Source organism: Metabacillus schmidteae, assembly GCF_903166545.1.
Classification (GTDB): domain Bacteria; phylum Bacillota; class Bacilli; order Bacillales; family Bacillaceae; genus Metabacillus; species Metabacillus schmidteae.
The window spans coordinates 2310575-2326813 of sequence record NZ_CAESCH010000001.1 but is presented as its reverse complement, the minus strand read 5'-3'; the positions used below and the strand labels follow the sequence as shown (position 1 = coordinate 2326813).

Here is a 16239-nt window from a genome sequence, read left to right as displayed (position 1 = left end):
AGGTATAGTGATACCTTGTTTGCCTTACACCCTTTTAAGCCTCTCTGGACTTCTCTTTAAAAGATCTAAGCCATTCTCTTATGCTGTTTCTTTATTGATTGTTTCATCTTTATCAGCTGGCAGAACTAAGTTCAATCCGATTCCAATAAGCGCAGCTAATGCCATGCCATGCAAGTCTAAATTTCCTATTTTCAATGTTGCTTCACCAATTCCTATGACTAAGATTACAGAAGCAATAATGAGATTTCTTTTATTTCCAAGGTCTAATTTGCTGTCAATCATCATTCGTAATCCTGAAGAAGCGATAATCCCGAATAATAAAATTGATACACCTCCCATAACTGGAGAAGGGATTGAACTGATTAACGCTGAAATCTTTCCTATAAACCCGAAGAGGATCGCTAGTACTGCAGCACCTGCTATAACAAAGATGCTATAAACTCTTGTAATGGCTAATACTCCGATATTCTCTCCGTATGTTGTGTTTGGGGGACCGCCGATGAGAGAAGCAATCATTGTTGCTACACCATCTCCCAATAATGAACGATGTAAGCCTGGTTTCTCAATATAATCTCTACCTACAACCTTACCTAAAACTAATTGGTGACCGATATGTTCTGATATTGTTACAACAACAACGGGTACCATCAACAGAACAATGTCAAGGGATATCGATGGTGTATAATCAACAAATGGAAGAACAAAGTTCGGTACTTGTAACCATTTTGCTTCAATAACATTTGTGAAATCAATGATGCCAATTGCCAGTGAATAGATGTAACCTCCAACAATTCCGATTAACACTGGTATTAGATTAAAAAATCCTTTAAGAAAAATTGAACATAAGATAGTAATTAATAATGTGACTAATGCTGCTGAAAAATATTTTAAGCTGTATTCTCCAGCTGGATCATTTGTTGCCATTCCAACTGCTGTACCAGCTAAACCTAATCCGATAACGATAATAACCGGGCCAACAACAACGGGTGGAAGGATTTTCATAATCCATTTATGGCCAGTTCCTTTAATAAGTAAGGCGATTATTCCATAAACTAAACCTGCTAAGAAGCTCCCAACCATAGCTGCACCTATACCAGCAGATGCTTTTGCAACAATAATTGGTGTTATAAACGCAAATGATGACCCGAGATACGCTGGTACTTGGCCTTTAGTAATTAATAAAAATGCTATTGTACCTAGACCACTTGAAATTAGAGCTACTGCCGGGTCTAATTCAACAAGAAATGGTACAAGGATTGTTGCACCAAACATTGCGAATAAATGTTGAAAACTTAGTGCCAGCCAAGTTAATGGCTTTGGTGTATCTTTTACGTCTAAAACGATTTGATCTTCTTTCATATTTTTGAACCTCCGATGTTAATTCATTCTTTGATAGTGTGTATGTTTGAAAGAAAAGCTTTTTATTAAACAAAAAACCTCTTTGCCAGTTTTTAAGTGCAAAGAGGTACAAAAAGATAAGCAGTCTTGATTGACTACATCTTTATGTCCCCTTTGCTGCCTCTCTGGACAAGTCTTTAAAGGGTACGATTATTCATTTTCATGTATTGTGACTTGATCTTGCTGGTCTGCTTCTTTTAACTCAACAACAATTTTTTCAGAGCTTGATGTTGGAATGTTTTTCCCCACATAGTCTGCACGTATTGGTAACTCACGATGACCTCTATCCACTAAAACAGCTAGTTGAATATTTGCGGGTCTACCAATATCCACAAGCGCATCCATAGCTGCTCTTACAGTTCTGCCTGTATATAAAACATCGTCAACTAAGATAACCTTTTGGTTTGTTACATCAACCGGAATATCAGATCCCTTTACTAGCGGTTCTAGATCATCTGTCTTTTTCGATAGATCATCCCGATAAAGAGTGATATCTAATTCACCAATGGCTATTTTTTTTCCTTCAATTTGCTCGATTCGTTCAGCTAGTCTATTCGCAAGGTAAATGCCTCTTGTTTTAATACCGACTAAGACGCTATCTTCAATCCCCTTATTTCTCTCGATAATTTCGTGAGCAATTCTTGTAAGTGCTCTGCGGATTGCTTGTTCATCTAATAAAACTGCTTTTTGAGACATCTTCATTCTCCTTTCGTTTATAACCTCTGAAAACGAAAGACCCTCTCACCGTTAATAGTGAGAGGGTCAACGAAGACATAATTAGACCAAGTCATTAAATAGACTTTGATGTCTTATCCGTTTTCCTTCTCAGCCTCACGGGACTGTGTTAAAGGTTCTTCTTAAGTTATTTACATTATGACAAACATGTAGAATTGTGTCAACGATTATTTTTAATTTGCTCTAAAACTTTTACAAACTCTTCTGGTAATGGTGCTTCAAATTCAAGGTATTCCTTTGTTCTCGGATGCTCAAAACCAAGGATTCCCGCATGAAGTGCCTGTCCATTGATCGGCAGCGTCTTCTTAGGTCCATATTTCGGATCACCAACAAGTGGATACCCAATGTATTTCATATGAACACGAATTTGATGTGTTCTTCCTGTTTCAAGTTGACACTCAACAAATGTATATTGTTCAAATCGTTCTAATACATGAAAGTGAGTGACAGCTTCTTTACTGCTAATATTGGTAACCGTCATACTTTGACGATCAACTTTATCACGACCAATAGGTGCATTAATTGTTCCGTGATCATGCTGGATATTTCCGTGGACAAGTGCTTTGTATCGACGGGTAACCGTTTTATCTACAAGTTGTTGCACTAAGGATTCATGTGCCATATCATTTTTTGCTACCATAAGTAATCCGGATGTATCTTTATCAATTCTATGAACAATGCCTGGTCTTAACACACCATTAATTCCTGAAAGATCTTTGCAATGGGCCATTAAACCATTCACAAGAGTGCCACTCATATGACCCGGGGCAGGATGTACGACCATTCCTTTTGGTTTATTAACCACTAACACATCCTGATCTTCATAATAGATATCCAAATCCATTTCTTCTGCAGCAACATCTAACGCTTCAGGCTCTGGTATTTCAACAGTGATATGATCATCTACTTGGCATTTATAATTTGTTTTTATTGATCGGTCATTTACTTTTACTAATCCATCCTTAATCCAAAGCTGTACTTGAGTACGTGACCATTCATTATTAACTGTAGATAAAAATTTATCAATTCGCTCATTTTTATGTTCTTCATTTACTTGTAATTCAAACGTATTCATTAAGCTTGCTCCTTCTTTTTCCCTTCAAAAAACAACATATGGATAAATAATAATCCAACTCCAATACATAAAGCGGAATCAGCTATATTAAAAATTGGGAAGTCATATGAAAAGATATATGTATTTATAAAATCAACAACTTCTTTACGGAATAAACGGTCAATGAAATTACCAATTGCTCCACCCAGCATAAATCCTAATGCAACACCCATGACCACATTTTGCTTCGTATGTTTTTGGATATAATAAATCAATCCTACTATGACGATTGCTGTGATAATGTAGAAAAACCACATTTGTCCTTGAAGTATCCCCCAGGCTGCTCCCCTATTACGATGGGATGTGATATAAAGGAAATTTTCAATAACAGGAATATGATCACCAATTTCCATATTTTTCACAATCAACCATTTTGTTAGTTGGTCAATTATGATAATTAAACCGGCAATTATGTAATAATACACATTCTCCCCAACTTTCTATGTTCTATTTGTACAAGTTTATCCTTATGAATTGTACCATAATAAAAAAGAAAGCGTAAAGAAGTTGCTAAATGATCCAATATTCCATTATTTAAATAAAAAAACTCAAATTACTCACATTAATTAAGTAATTTGAGCTCCAGTTTAATAATCACTGCCTGTAATATATGTTCCTTCATGAGTATAGTCGTATTGTGGAAGGGATTTTCGTTCAAATAATTCTTGGAAAAAGAAATCATATTTTGTTCTAGCTGTTGGGAGTATCCTTAATTTTTCAAAAGGAATTTCTTCACCGGTTTCTTCACAATACCCGTAAAGTCCTTTATCAATTTTCATTAAGGCACGTTCTACATCTTGAAGTTCCTCTTTTATATGATGCATCAATGTATGATTTTTACTTTGATGATCGTCACAAGTCATTTCAAACAAACTGTGATCAAATAAACGTGCTCGCAGTTCTTCTTTTATCACTTGTAATTCATAACGAATACCAGAAAATTTATTCAAGATGGACAACTCCTTATCCTTCTCATGATGTTAATATAGTTTTGCCCGAAAGTTTCTTGCCTCACCCTGATAAGAATTTTCCTGTGCATGTAAAGGCTGCTAACTTGAATATTTCGGTCAATTCTCGTTTAGATATGTATTTTTTACCCCTGTTCCAATTGTTCGAAACGCTTTTGTAAAAAAATGGGCGTGTACTTCTTTCATCACAATATAAAAAGCCATATCCAATATTGGACATGGCTTTTAAAAATTAATAATGTTCTTTTACAATCGCTGCACATCGTTGACATAATGTTGGATGTTCTTCAACTTGACCAATTTCTGGAGTAACAATCCAACAACGTTCACATGTTTCACCTTCAGCTTGTGAAATGACAATCTTTACTGAATCAAATGTTTGAACATCTTCAGAAGCAGCAGCATAATCTCCTGCAATTTCAAAACCGGAAACAATAAATAGTTGTTTTAAGTCTTCCTCAACAGAGTCTAATAATGCTTTTGCCTCTGCATTTGGATATAAAGAAATACTTGCTGTTAAGGATTTTCCAATGACTTTTTCATTACGCGCTACTTCTAATGCTTTTAACACATCATCACGTAATGTCATGAAAGCATCCCATTTCTTTTCAAGTTCATCTGCCTGTGCATACTCTTTTACATCTGGCATATCAACAAGTTGAACACTTTCCTCTTCAACAGAATCAATTTGCTCCCAGACTTCATCAGCTGTATGAGGAAGAATTGGTGTTACTAATTTAACTAAAGAAAGCAATGTTTCATATAGCACCGTTTGAATAGCACGACGCTCATGATTTTCTTTTGATTCAATATATAGTACATCTTTTGCAAAATCCAAATAAAATGAGCTTAATTCAATGGTACAGAAATTGTGTACGGCATGATAAATGGCTGCAAATTCATATTGATCGTATGCTTCTTTAACACGTTTCGTTAACTTGTTAAGTTTCACAAGCATATAACGGTCTACATCACGTAAATTTTCCAGGCTTACTGAATCTGTTGCCGGATTAAAGTCACTTAAGTTTCCTAATAAGAAACGGAACGTATTACGAATTTTTCTATACACTTCTGCAACTTGTTTAAGAATAGCATCAGATACACGTACATCAGCTTGGTAATCAACTGAAGCTACCCATAAACGAAGAATATCTCCTCCAAGTTGATTCATAACCTTAGCGGGTACGACTGTGTTCCCTAAAGATTTACTCATTTTACGACCTTCACCATCTAAAGCAAATCCATGGCTTAGAACACCTTTGTATGGTGCTTTACCGGTAACAGCTACTGCAGTCGATAAAGATGAGTTAAACCAACCACGATATTGATCTGAGCCTTCAAGATATAAATCTGCCGGTCTTTGGAGATCTTCTCTTTCTAATAAAACAGCTTGATGAGAAGAGCCTGAATCAAACCAAACATCCATAATATCATTTTCTTTTGTGAACTTACCGTTTGGACTTCCTTCATGGGTAAATCCTTCTGGTAAAAGATCTTTCGCTTCACGTTCAAACCAAATATTTGAACCATGATCACGGAACAAGTTTGATACATGCTCAATTGTTACATCTGTGATAATTGGTTCACCATTTTCAGCATAAAATACCGGAATCGGTACACCCCATGCACGTTGACGAGAAATACACCAATCTCCACGATCACGGACCATGTTATAAAGACGTGTTTCTCCCCATGCAGGTACCCATTTCGTTTCATTTACAGCTTTTAAAAGGTCATCGCGGAAATCTTTAATAGAAGCAAACCATTGTGCTGTCGCACGGAAAATAGTTGGCTTTTTTGTTCTCCAATCATGTGGATAAGAGTGTGTTATAAACTGAAGCTTTAATAATGCTCCAACTTCTTGTAGTTTTTCTGTGATCGGTTTGTTCGCTTCATCGTAAAATAATCCTTCAAAACCAGGGGCTTCGTTTGTCATATATCCTTTTTCATCAACAGGACATAATACATCCAAGCCATATTGCATCCCAACAACAAAGTCATCTTCCCCGTGACCTGGTGCTGTATGAACACAACCAGTTCCACCATCACTTGTTACATGCTCTCCAAGCATAACTAATGATTCACGGTCATAAATTGGATGCTTTGCTACAACACGATCGAGCTGAGAGCCTTTTAATGTTTGTGCAACTTCATAATTTTCCCAACCGATAGTTGAAGCTACTGATTCTACCAGCTCTGATGCAACTAAATACTGATCACCATCTGCTGCAATTACACTGTATTCTAATTCAGGATGTACTGAAATACCTAAGTTAGCTGGCATTGTCCATGGAGTTGTAGTCCAAATGACAATTTTTACATCATTTGAAAGAACACCTTTTCCATCTTTCACAGGAAATGCTACATAAATTGATGGAGAGCGTTTGTCAGCATATTCAATCTCTGCTTCTGCAAGAGCTGATTCACTTGATGGAGACCAATAAACAGGTTTTAACCCTTTGTAGATATATCCTTTTTTCGCCATTTCACCAAATACTTTTATTTGCTGTGCTTCATATTCCGGCTTCAATGTAACATAAGGATTTTCCCAATCACCACGAACGCCAAGTCGCTTAAATTGCTCACGTTGACCATTGATTTGCTCCCATGCATATTCTTCACAAAGCTTACGGAACTCTGCTACCGACATTTCTTTTCTTTTCACTTTTTTATTTTTTGTCAAGGCTGTTTCAATTGGCAAACCATGTGTATCCCAACCAGGTACATAAGGAGCACAATATCCAATCATAGATTTGTAACGGACAATAAAGTCCTTTAAGATTTTATTTAAAGCATGACCCATATGAATGTCACCATTAGCATATGGAGGACCATCATGTAAAACGAAAAGAGGACGGTCTTTTGTACGTTCCTGTACCTTTTCATAAATCTTCATTTCTTCCCATTTTTCTTGAATTAATGGTTCTCTTTTAGGTAGGTTCCCTCTCATTGGAAAATCTGTCTTTGGCATCAGAAGGGTATCTTTGTAATCCATCTTTATTCCTCCACATTCATTAAACTTATTTAGCTATTTTTCTGTTTCTATCTCATAAGGTTATTTAAGCCCTTGTAAACACAAAAAACCTTCTCATCCCTACAAGGGACGAGAAGGTTATCTCGCGGTACCACCCTATTAGATTAAATCTGTTATTTAATCCGCTCCAGCATTCGTAACGTGAATGTATCGCCATTGCTTACTTATTAAACATGTTCAGCATGGAACTCCAGGGTGATGTTCATCTTTATCCTTATGTCGAGCTTCCACCGTCCTCGATTCGCTTAAATAAGGTTGTTAAAGACTACTGTCCCTTTCACCGTTTAACATTTGTGTTATGAGTTTTTAAAAAATATCTACGTTTCCGTATTATATGCGATAAAAAAACAAAAAGTCAAGTTTAGCTTTTTGTTTCTTCTGCTTCACCAAAAATAGGCTCCACTTCATACTCTAATAAATGATCCCAATCATCGTTTTTTAGAAGATCCAGTTGAGCTTCAATTAGCATTTGGAATCGAGTTCTAAATACTTTTGATTGTTTTTTAAGTTCTTCAATCTCCATCGCAATTTTTCTGGATTTTGATAATGATTCATTAATGATACGGTCGGCATTTTTCTCAGCTTCTTTAATAATAAGCTTTGATTCTTTTTGTGCATTACGCTTTACTTCTTCAGCTGCTTCTTGTGCGATCACAATTGATTTATTCAATGTCTCTTCAATATTGGTAAAGTGACCTAGTTTTTCATTTAATTCTGTTACACGTGATTCTAATTCTTTCTTTTCGCGGATAATCATCTCGTAATCTTTAATGACTTGATCTAAAAATTCATTTACTTCATCCTCATCATATCCACGAAACCCTTTATTAAATTCCTTATTATGGATGTCTAAAGGTGTTAAAGGCATGGATGCCACCTCCAATATGTAGTGAAATAGTTAATCCTTGACAACATTATAAATCATAATTCGACAGGTTTGTTGAAAATCCTGCTAATTCTTTTAAATTATTTTGTTTTTAATCTCACACAGGTGTCATTTTTGCTTACTAATAACAACTCTAACTCGATCTTTTTTCGTTCTCCCTTCGATTGAAGTCAATTTACTTCTTCCGTATCCTCGAATTGACAAAGTATCTCCTTCACGACATTCAAACGAGGCAGAATCCACAACCTTCCAGTTTACCTTTACATGACCATTTGTGATAAGAGGTTGAATTTTTTGACGTGATAAATTATATATTGCTGCTCCTACCACATCCAGTCGCAATGAGGAGACTGTTGTGACCATTTCTTGCACATCTTCTTTGTTCGGAATAAATGAATGTACATCTAAATTCTTCAAAGAAATTTTAGCTCGGCCAATCTCATTAAAATTCGCAAAAAGATAATCAGAAATCTCGCTTGCACATATAAAATGTACCATATCATTATAAAATCGAATGTCTCCAAATTTATTTCTCTTTAATCCCAGGCTCATTAAAGACCCTAACACTTGCCTATGCTGCAAAGTAATAAATTTCGAGGCATACTGCACTTCAAACAACGCTAATTGAAAATCTTCTTCTTTGACCTCATAGTAATCAGGATAGAGTAAAGCGCGTTTCCTTTCTGTATCGTCAACACCTCCAGAAAAAGTTACCCTAACATCTAAATGTTCCCCAATAACCGAAGAAACAATTTCCTGTTCACGAGGGTCTAGAAAATCTGTAAGCTTTGGACTATATTGATTCAGTACGTTTTCCTTCCATTCGATAACTTGATCGATAAATTGCCGTTCTTCGTGGCGAAAATGCTGGTAAATTTGATTCATAGTTCAACTCCGTATATAAAAAATAGTAGAAAATTTCGCTTATCGCCAATTTCTCACAGTAAAAAAAGAGGGACTATTTATATAGTCCCTAGCCAATCATACTAAATATTGAAGCAACACCATATGAAGCAAATCGTAAAGCTAAGATTGCGACGATTGGTGAAATATCGATCATTCCTAATGGAGGAATAATTTTTCGGAAAGGCTCTAAATACGGTTCACAGATTTTAGCCAAAAATTGACCAAAACCTGACTCTCTAGCTCCAGGAAACCATGAAAGTAATATGTATACGATAAGCGCATACGAGTAAAACGTTATAAGAGTATTAATGATACTAAACAATGTACCCATGTTTGCCTACCACCTTTGATGATCATCTTCTGATACTAATTCTGATATCGCTCCCGATACATCCACATTATCAGGGGTGCATAAAAAGATATTTGTGCCAATACGCTGAATATCCCCACCAATAGCATAAACGGTGCCACTTAAGAAATCAACTATTCGTTTTGCTTGGTCTCTTTGAATGCTTTGAAGATTAACAACGACAGCTCGTCGATTTTTTAATTGATCTGCAATCTCTTGTGCTTCGGCGTATACTCTTGGTTCAGATAAAACCACTTTAGATGATTTTTGAACACTTTGCAAACTTACAACATTTTGTTTAGATGATTGAGTTGTTTTTTGCGGAAATGTTTGGGGCTGTGGAACCTCATATTCCGATTCTTTTGTTTCAGGCTCTTCGTATTCATATTCTTCTTCATCTAAGGCAAAAAAGCTTTTAAATCTATTTTTAATTGACATATTATACACCTCCAGTTTCATTTCCAACAAGTGAAGTACCAATTCTTATATATGTTGCACCTTCCTCAATTGCGATCTCATAATCATTTGACATTCCCATTGATAACTCGTGGCAAGGTGCAGATTGTAACTGTAATGCTTGTACATCATGTTGAAGTTGTTTTAACTTTTTAAAGCAATTTCTTATAACTACCTTATTTTCAGTGTTTGGGGCCATTGTCATTAATCCAACAACTTGAATATTTTTGTAAGTAGTTAACTGTTGGATGAAATCAACAACCTCTTCTGGTGAGCAGCCATGTTTAGATTCTTCTCCAGAAGCATTTACTTGGACAAAACATTTCATTGGATTACTAGCTCTTTTATCAATTTCTTTTGCTAATGACAATCTATCAAGTGAATGAATGAAATCAACTTTATCAACGATATTTTTCACTTTTCTCGTTTGGAGCGAACCGATAAAATGCCATGTTGGTATATTTCCCAGTTCTTTTACCTTTTCATTTAGTCCATCATCCCGGTTTTCACCAAGATGACGGACACCAGCTTCCAACGCTTTCTTTGCACGTTGAACACTTACATATTTTGTAACGGCTATGATGTTAATTTCCTTTGGATTTCTACCAACCCGTTTACATGTAGTTTGTATTGTATTTTGAATAGCATAATAATTTTCCTGTATGTTCATCTTTTAGAGGGTAACCTCCTCATTTATTCCAATAAAGCTAAGCATTCTGCCTGTTAGACCATTATCCCTTCGGTGTGAGAAAAATAATCCTTTCTCACAGCTTGTACATAGGTCTGAAACTAGTATGTTTTCTTTAAAAATACCTGCATTTCGTAAATAATGCTCATTTAGGAGCTTTAGATCTAGCTGATATTTCCCATTCGATAATGGATTGTAAGGCATTGAGCCATGTACTAACACTTGTTTATCAATTGATGAAATTACTTTATCATCAACGATATAGCAGCATCCACCTATAGAAGGTCCGATCGCAACGAAAATATCTTTTGCATCTACCTCTTCCTCCTGCTGCCACAGTTTCACCATCTTACCAGCAATATCCTTAACTGTTCCTTTCCACCCTGCATGAGCCACCCCTATAAGTGAATGTTTAGGAGCAATAAAGAACAACGGGACACAATCTGCAAAACATAGTGATAACATGATACCTTTTTCAGATGTATACAATCCATCACATGCTGCTACTCCATCTTCGTATACATGTGTTCCCTTGCCACTGCTGGATTTGTTCACTTTCATAATCTTGTCTGAATGAACCTGCTCAGCAAAAACCCAATTTTTTAATGGAAACGAGAGTGCCTTCGCAAGAGTTTCACGGTTCTCCCTAACATCTTCAGGCTGATCTTGTACATGAAGGCCTAGGTTTAAAGATGTAAAGTACCCAGTACTTACACCACCAGATTTCGTGGAAAAGCCAACTTTCAGACCGGTTAATAGATCATTCCAGTCCGATAAAGTTAAATGGGTTTTGTCACTTTTTTCAAAAACATTAGCTTTCATATATGTTCAACCCTTTATTTCGACATTTAATGTATACTATTTCACTTTATTTTACCACATTTTCCCCGTAACGTTTAGCTTTTGAGTGAGAATTTATTCGTCTTGTAGCTCAATTTGTCGATTCATTCTAACTAAAATGACATCTTCTCCAATTTTGACAATATTTCTCCAAGGAATAATAAATTCTTCTTCTTTCCCAAAAAAACCAAGCATTTTTCCATTCCCATTAATAATAATAGCCTGAATCTTACCAGTTGTAACATTAATATCGAAATCTCCAATATTCCCCATCTTTTTTCCATCCGAAACATTGACTACATCTTTTGATTGGAACTCAGAAATATACATAACCTTCCCTCCAATGTCCTTCGTCGGTCGTTACGTTTACTAACTCCCCTCATACATATCTATGATAGATAGGGTACGAACTATTCAAAACAAGCGAATTTTTCTTCTAATTTAATCATAAAAAAGAAAAGGCTCCTCATAATGAGCAGCCCTAGTTTTGAATATTTTTATTCATTTGTTTAATTGCAGCTTTTTCAAGTCTTGACACCTGCGCTTGAGAAATCCCGATTTCTTCTGCAACCTCCATTTGGGTTTTACCTTGGAAGAAGCGTTTTCTTAAAATTAGCTTTTCCCGACTATTTAGTCGCCTCATTCCCTCTTTTAAAGCTAATTCTTCAATCCATTGAATATCACGATTTTTTTCATCACTTAATTGATCCATTACAAATATTGGATCTCCACCGTCATTGTAAATTGGTTCAAACAATGATACTGGATCTTGGATCGCATCAAGTGCGAAAACGATCTCCTCATGAGGAACATCAAGCTCTTTAGATATTTCCTCTGCAGTTGGTTCTCTAGATGTTTCGCTCATTAGTCGTTCTCTTACTTGCAGCGCCTTATAAGCAATGTCTCGTAGTGAGCGGGAGACGCGGATTGGATTATTGTCTCTTAAGTATCTACGGATTTCTCCGATAATCATTGGTACAGCATATGTTGAAAATTTGACATTCTGGCCTAAGTCAAAATTATCGATGGATTTCATTAATCCTATACAGCCAACTTGAAACAAATCGTCAACAAATTCTCCTCTGTTGTTAAATCGCTGGATTACACTAAGTACCAATCTTAAGTTGCCATTTACCAGCTCTTCTCTTGCTGATAAGTCTCCGTTTTGCATTTGCTTAAATAGCTCTCTCATTTTCTCATTCTTAAGAACTGGAAGTTTTGAGGTATCTACTCCACAAATTTCGACTTTATTTCTTGTCACATTTTTCCCTCCTAACAGGAGTTGCTGTACAGAGTTAAGTATCTCCTCGACAGGAAAAAATATGCACAAGCTATAACCGTCACTTAAAGCAGATATCCTCATCTTTCTTGATATTATTGGCTTTGTTTGGATTAAAAAAATTTTTACACCATTTTGTTAAATTCTTTTTGCAATCTTTTAATTATTCTTTTTTCAAGTCTTGAAATATAGGATTGGGAAATACCAAGCATGTCTGCGACGTCTTTTTGAGTTTTTTCTTCCCCGCCCTGTAATCCAAATCGAAGCTCCATAATTTGTTTTTCACGATCATTTAATTGCTGAAGTGCTTTTAAAAGTAATTTTCTATCTACATTAGCTTCAAGATCCTTCGTAATAATATCATCTTCTGTTCCTAACACATCAGATAGCAATAGTTCATTTCCATCCCAGTCAATGTTTAATGGTTCATCAAAAGACACCTCAGAACGAAGCTTGTTGTTTCTCCTTAAATACATTAAAATTTCATTTTCTATACAACGAGAAGCATATGTAGCAAGTTTAATTTTCTTTTCTGGATTAAAGGTGTTAACAGCTTTAATTAATCCAATAGTACCTATACTGATTAAATCCTCGATGTTAATACCTGTATTCTCAAATTTTCTCGCAATATATACAACAAGGCGCAGGTTCCTTTCGATTAAAATGGATCTTGCAGCCTGATCTCCAGATGGCAGCTTTTGCAGTAATACTTCTTCCTCTTCTTTCGAAAGAGGTGGTGGTAATGCTTCACTACCTCCTATATAATAAACCTCATCAGATTTGATCCCTAGTTTAATTAATAACTTATACCACAAATAAGTAAGGTGTAATTTTAATTTTTTCATTTTCCTCCTCCTCCTCCTAAAAATCTACAGTTTATGCACACTTATAACAATTTCTAAATAATTTCAAAAGAAAATTTACTCTATCGTACTAAATGATCACAAGCAGAGTAAGATAGAAGTAGAATTATTAAGACACCTTCTGAATCGATGGTCCTTGGAGCATTTTAGGATGAACAATACACTCATACGCGTCCTCAGAAGATAAAGTTGTTCGATTTAAACCAATAATTGTTTTCTGCACTTTAAACGTTTCGTTTTTGGTTTCAATCCAAACCTCATCAGGTTTAAACCCAAGCAGAAACTGATGCTCACTTCCTACAACGCGATAAGGGATTATTCGAACCCTATGTTCCCAAGGATGACTTTCATTTTCCTGTTCACTCATAGCTTTCATTACATCATCCTGAATTGCTTGGTGAACAAGAACTTTCGGAAGAAATTCCTGGATTTTTAATGTATCAATAATCATAACAGGACTTCTTGTAATGGGATCAAACAACTGATTCCCACTATCAACTAGTCCCTTCAAAGTAAACTGAACATCATCAACAGTTATCTGAACTTTTACTAACTGATCATAATGTATTTTCTTTGCTTCAATTCCTTCTAAGCTATTTCTAGCAAACAACCATAATACTGGAAAACCAATAATGACAAATAACCAGCTTATCGGGTGACCAAATCCAGTAGAATTTGTCATTAAAATTCCTTCCAGATATGTCATTTCCTGCTGTAGAAAATAATGAACTCCTATCATACCACCGCCAACCAAAAAGGTTACAAAATAAAAGGTAAGGAGCCCTTGGAAGAAAAAACGAAATCTTTTAAAACCAAATGCTGAAAAAACCATTAAAATGGAGATAAACATTTTGCCAAATGGATCAGTAGCAAAAAATGCTAATGGTGTAAACATCATGATCACAATACTGGAACCTATTAAGGCAGCTATGACCATTCGAATTTTTTTTATTTTCCTTTTTAACACAATTGCTGTTAGCACAAGTAGAAGTAAATCAAAGGAAAAGTTTAAAAGCCAAATTACGTCTAAATAAATAGACATCTTCTACCCCTTTCCTTCCTGCCATAACGAATCCCTCCTCTTATCTATCCCACTAAATAGTAGTTCAATAGATGAGCACCTAATGGAAATAGTATAAAGCCAATAGGATAGGAAGTCTGTCATTTACTGCCGAGAAACAGTAAGTATTTTTGAAAGATTATTAGAATTTTTGTCGAGTGAAGATTAGCAGTAGATAGAGAACTTTCTCACTTGAATGAGCTCACAAAAACACTTATAGATTATAATAGGAATATAGGAAAGAATAGAATGACATAATGAACAACATGAGGAAGGATGAAAAAAAAGAGTACCCGGAGGTACTCTTTTCAGACTGTTGACAAACGCTCGCTTTCTTCGTTACTCACCTTGCTGTGGTGCTCATTACCAACCCCGGTAACTCCGCTCCTCACAAGGTTTTCGTGCCTCGAAAGCAAGCGTTAGCAATCAGTCTGAAGGGCTAGCGATTTTTACTTTGTCTACAAACTGAAAAGAGTACCCGGAGGTACTCTTTTTTATCTGCGTTTGTTTCTATTTCTTAAGAAGGTAGGAATATCTAACGCTTCTTCTGTTTGCTGCTGTTGTTGAGCATTACCACGACTGATTGATTCTTGAACCGGTTCCTCACGGTGAGTTTCACGTTTTGGAGCAGGTTTAGATGCATTATTACCAAATGAACGAGTATTTTGCGGTTTCAATGGGTTCATTTCTTGTTCAGTGAAACCAGTCGCAATAACTGTAACAATAATTTCATCTTTTAGATTTTCATTAATTACAGACCCGAAAATCATGTTTACATCTTGATCTGATGCCGTTGCAACAATATCAGCAGCTTCCTGAACTTCATATAAACTTAAGTTCATTCCACCCGTAATGTTCATAAGAACTCCTTGTGCACCGTCAATAGATTTTTCTAGTAAAGGACTCGAGATGGCTTTTTTAGCAGCCTCAGCAGCACGATTCTCTCCTGTTGCAACCCCGATACCCATTAATGCTGAACCACGATTGGACATAATCGTTTTTACATCTGCAAAATCAAGGTTTATAAGACCAGGTGTTGCAATTAAATCTGAGATACCCTGTACACCTTGTCGTAAAACGTTATCCGCTTCTCTAAATGCCTCAAGCATAGGAGTATTTTTATCCACAATTTCAAGTAGACGATCGTTTGGAATAACGATTAATGTGTCCACTGATTCCTTCATAGATGAAATACCGCCTGCAGCCTGCATTTGACGCTTACGGCCTTCAAATGTGAAAGGTCTAGTAACAACACCAACCGTTAAAGCACCAAGATCTTTTGCTATTTGAGCGATAACAGGTGCAGCACCTGTACCTGTTCCACCACCCATACCAGCTGTTACAAATACCATATCCGCGCCTCTAAGCGCTTCTTCAATTTGCTCTCTACTTTCTTCAGCAGCTTTTTTACCAACTTCTGGATTAGCACCCGCACCTAACCCTCTTGTTAATTTTGAGCCGATTTGCATTTTCACTTCTGCTTTAGATAAGTTCAATGCTTGAGCATCCGTATTTACAGCAATAAATTCTACACCTTGAACCCCGTGTTCTATCATTCGATTAACAGCGTTATTACCTCCGCCACCAACTCCAATGACCTTAATGGTAGCTAAGCCGTCAATATTTGTATCAAACTCCAACATGCAAAATCCTCCTAATCCAT

At 36.0% G+C, this 16239-nt stretch carries 17 protein-coding genes and 1 other annotated feature; all 17 genes read right to left on the bottom strand.

What is annotated here, in order from left to right:
• Nucleotides 1-78 precede the first annotated feature (78 nt).
• On the bottom strand, nucleotides 79-1359 hold the full coding sequence (locus tag HWV59_RS11130) for a solute carrier family 23 protein (protein ID WP_175638844.1): 1281 nt from the start codon (nucleotides 1357-1359) through the stop codon (nucleotides 79-81).
• Between the two features lie 189 nt (nucleotides 1360-1548).
• Nucleotides 1549-2094 carry a bifunctional pyr operon transcriptional regulator/uracil phosphoribosyltransferase PyrR gene (pyrR, locus tag HWV59_RS11125; RefSeq protein WP_175638843.1) on the bottom strand — a complete coding sequence of 182 codons (546 nt, stop codon included), beginning with the start codon at nucleotides 2092-2094 and terminating at the stop codon, nucleotides 1549-1551.
• Nucleotides 2095-2293: 199 nt separating this feature from the next.
• Nucleotides 2294-3208 (bottom strand): RluA family pseudouridine synthase, encoded by a 915-nt coding sequence (locus HWV59_RS11120; protein WP_175638842.1) that lies wholly within the window; start codon nucleotides 3206-3208, stop codon nucleotides 2294-2296.
• Complete coding sequence (gene lspA / locus HWV59_RS11115; RefSeq protein ID WP_102229626.1) at nucleotides 3208-3672, bottom strand: signal peptidase II; 465 nt, start codon at nucleotides 3670-3672, stop codon at nucleotides 3208-3210. Before lspA ends, HWV59_RS11120 begins: the two co-directional genes overlap by 1 nt.
• A gap of 162 nt (nucleotides 3673-3834) precedes the next feature.
• Complete coding sequence (locus HWV59_RS11110; protein ID WP_407941573.1) at nucleotides 3835-4197, bottom strand: TraR/DksA family transcriptional regulator; 363 nt, start codon at nucleotides 4195-4197, stop codon at nucleotides 3835-3837.
• A gap of 250 nt (nucleotides 4198-4447) precedes the next feature.
• A complete protein-coding gene (ileS, locus tag HWV59_RS11105; protein ID WP_175638841.1) occupies nucleotides 4448-7210 on the bottom strand; it encodes an isoleucine--tRNA ligase in 2763 nt (920 codons plus the stop codon).
• A 101-nt stretch (nucleotides 7211-7311) separates the two neighbouring features.
• Nucleotides 7312-7539 (bottom strand) — a binding site (T-box leader).
• A 71-nt stretch (nucleotides 7540-7610) separates the two neighbouring features.
• A complete protein-coding gene (locus HWV59_RS11100) occupies nucleotides 7611-8117 on the bottom strand; it encodes a DivIVA domain-containing protein (protein WP_102229624.1) in 507 nt (168 codons plus the stop codon).
• Nucleotides 8118-8243: 126 nt separating this feature from the next.
• Entirely contained in the window at nucleotides 8244-9020 is a 777-nt protein-coding gene (locus HWV59_RS11095) for a YlmH family RNA-binding protein (RefSeq protein WP_102229623.1), read from the bottom strand.
• Nucleotides 9021-9108: 88 nt separating this feature from the next.
• Complete coding sequence (locus HWV59_RS11090) at nucleotides 9109-9372, bottom strand: YggT family protein (protein ID WP_175638840.1); 264 nt, start codon at nucleotides 9370-9372, stop codon at nucleotides 9109-9111.
• A gap of 6 nt (nucleotides 9373-9378) precedes the next feature.
• Nucleotides 9379-9828 (bottom strand): cell division protein SepF, encoded by a 450-nt coding sequence (locus HWV59_RS11085; RefSeq protein WP_102229621.1) that lies wholly within the window; start codon nucleotides 9826-9828, stop codon nucleotides 9379-9381.
• A 1-nt stretch (nucleotide 9829) separates the two neighbouring features.
• Entirely contained in the window at nucleotides 9830-10516 is a 687-nt protein-coding gene (locus HWV59_RS11080) for a YggS family pyridoxal phosphate-dependent enzyme (RefSeq protein WP_102229620.1), read from the bottom strand.
• A gap of 3 nt (nucleotides 10517-10519) precedes the next feature.
• Nucleotides 10520-11356 (bottom strand): peptidoglycan editing factor PgeF, encoded by an 837-nt coding sequence (gene pgeF / locus HWV59_RS11075; RefSeq protein ID WP_102229619.1) that lies wholly within the window; start codon nucleotides 11354-11356, stop codon nucleotides 10520-10522.
• A 93-nt stretch (nucleotides 11357-11449) separates the two neighbouring features.
• Entirely contained in the window at nucleotides 11450-11704 is a 255-nt protein-coding gene (locus HWV59_RS11070; RefSeq protein ID WP_102229618.1) for a YlmC/YmxH family sporulation protein, read from the bottom strand.
• A gap of 151 nt (nucleotides 11705-11855) precedes the next feature.
• Nucleotides 11856-12737 carry an RNA polymerase sporulation sigma factor SigG gene (sigG, locus tag HWV59_RS11065; RefSeq protein WP_235991713.1) on the bottom strand — a complete coding sequence of 294 codons (882 nt, stop codon included), beginning with the start codon at nucleotides 12735-12737 and terminating at the stop codon, nucleotides 11856-11858.
• 41 nt (nucleotides 12738-12778) lie between these two features.
• Nucleotides 12779-13498, bottom strand: coding sequence for an RNA polymerase sporulation sigma factor SigE (gene sigE / locus HWV59_RS11060; RefSeq protein ID WP_078434421.1), 720 nt, complete (start codon nucleotides 13496-13498; stop codon nucleotides 12779-12781).
• Between the two features lie 127 nt (nucleotides 13499-13625).
• Nucleotides 13626-14558: a sigma-E processing peptidase SpoIIGA gene (spoIIGA, locus tag HWV59_RS11055; protein ID WP_102229617.1), complete on the bottom strand. Its 933-nt coding sequence runs from the start codon at nucleotides 14556-14558 to the stop codon at nucleotides 13626-13628.
• Between the two features lie 512 nt (nucleotides 14559-15070).
• Nucleotides 15071-16219 (bottom strand): cell division protein FtsZ, encoded by a 1149-nt coding sequence (ftsZ, locus tag HWV59_RS11050; protein ID WP_102229616.1) that lies wholly within the window; start codon nucleotides 16217-16219, stop codon nucleotides 15071-15073.
• Nucleotides 16220-16239 lie beyond the last annotated feature (20 nt).

Excerpts from the sequence above, each read along its gene's own strand:
- HWV59_RS11130 (WP_175638844.1), bottom strand. The coding sequence starts at position 1,359 with ATGAAAGAAGATCAAATCGTTTTAGACGTAAAAGATACACCAAAGCCA.
- pyrR (WP_175638843.1), bottom strand. The coding sequence starts at position 2,094 with ATGTCTCAAAAAGCAGTTTTATTAGATGAACAAGCAATCCGCAGAGCA.
- HWV59_RS11120 (WP_175638842.1), bottom strand. The coding sequence starts at position 3,208 with ATGAATACGTTTGAATTACAAGTAAATGAAGAACATAAAAATGAGCGA.
- ileS (WP_175638841.1), bottom strand. The coding sequence starts at position 7,210 with ATGGATTACAAAGATACCCTTCTGATGCCAAAGACAGATTTTCCAATG.
- HWV59_RS11100 (WP_102229624.1), bottom strand. The coding sequence starts at position 8,117 with ATGCCTTTAACACCTTTAGACATCCATAATAAGGAATTTAATAAAGGG.
- HWV59_RS11095 (WP_102229623.1), bottom strand. The coding sequence starts at position 9,020 with ATGAATCAAATTTACCAGCATTTTCGCCACGAAGAACGGCAATTTATC.
- HWV59_RS11090 (WP_175638840.1), bottom strand. The coding sequence starts at position 9,372 with ATGGGTACATTGTTTAGTATCATTAATACTCTTATAACGTTTTACTCG.
- HWV59_RS11085 (WP_102229621.1), bottom strand. The coding sequence starts at position 9,828 with ATGTCAATTAAAAATAGATTTAAAAGCTTTTTTGCCTTAGATGAAGAA.
- HWV59_RS11080 (WP_102229620.1), bottom strand. The coding sequence starts at position 10,516 with ATGAACATACAGGAAAATTATTATGCTATTCAAAATACAATACAAACT.
- pgeF (WP_102229619.1), bottom strand. The coding sequence starts at position 11,356 with ATGAAAGCTAATGTTTTTGAAAAAAGTGACAAAACCCATTTAACTTTA.
- HWV59_RS11070 (WP_102229618.1), bottom strand. The coding sequence starts at position 11,704 with ATGTATATTTCTGAGTTCCAATCAAAAGATGTAGTCAATGTTTCGGAT.
- sigG (WP_235991713.1), bottom strand. The coding sequence starts at position 12,737 with ATGAGGATATCTGCTTTAAGTGACGGTTATAGCTTGTGCATATTTTTT.
- sigE (WP_078434421.1), bottom strand. The coding sequence starts at position 13,498 with ATGAAAAAATTAAAATTACACCTTACTTATTTGTGGTATAAGTTATTA.
- spoIIGA (WP_102229617.1), bottom strand. The coding sequence starts at position 14,558 with ATGTCTATTTATTTAGACGTAATTTGGCTTTTAAACTTTTCCTTTGAT.
- ftsZ (WP_102229616.1), bottom strand. The coding sequence starts at position 16,219 with ATGTTGGAGTTTGATACAAATATTGACGGCTTAGCTACCATTAAGGTC.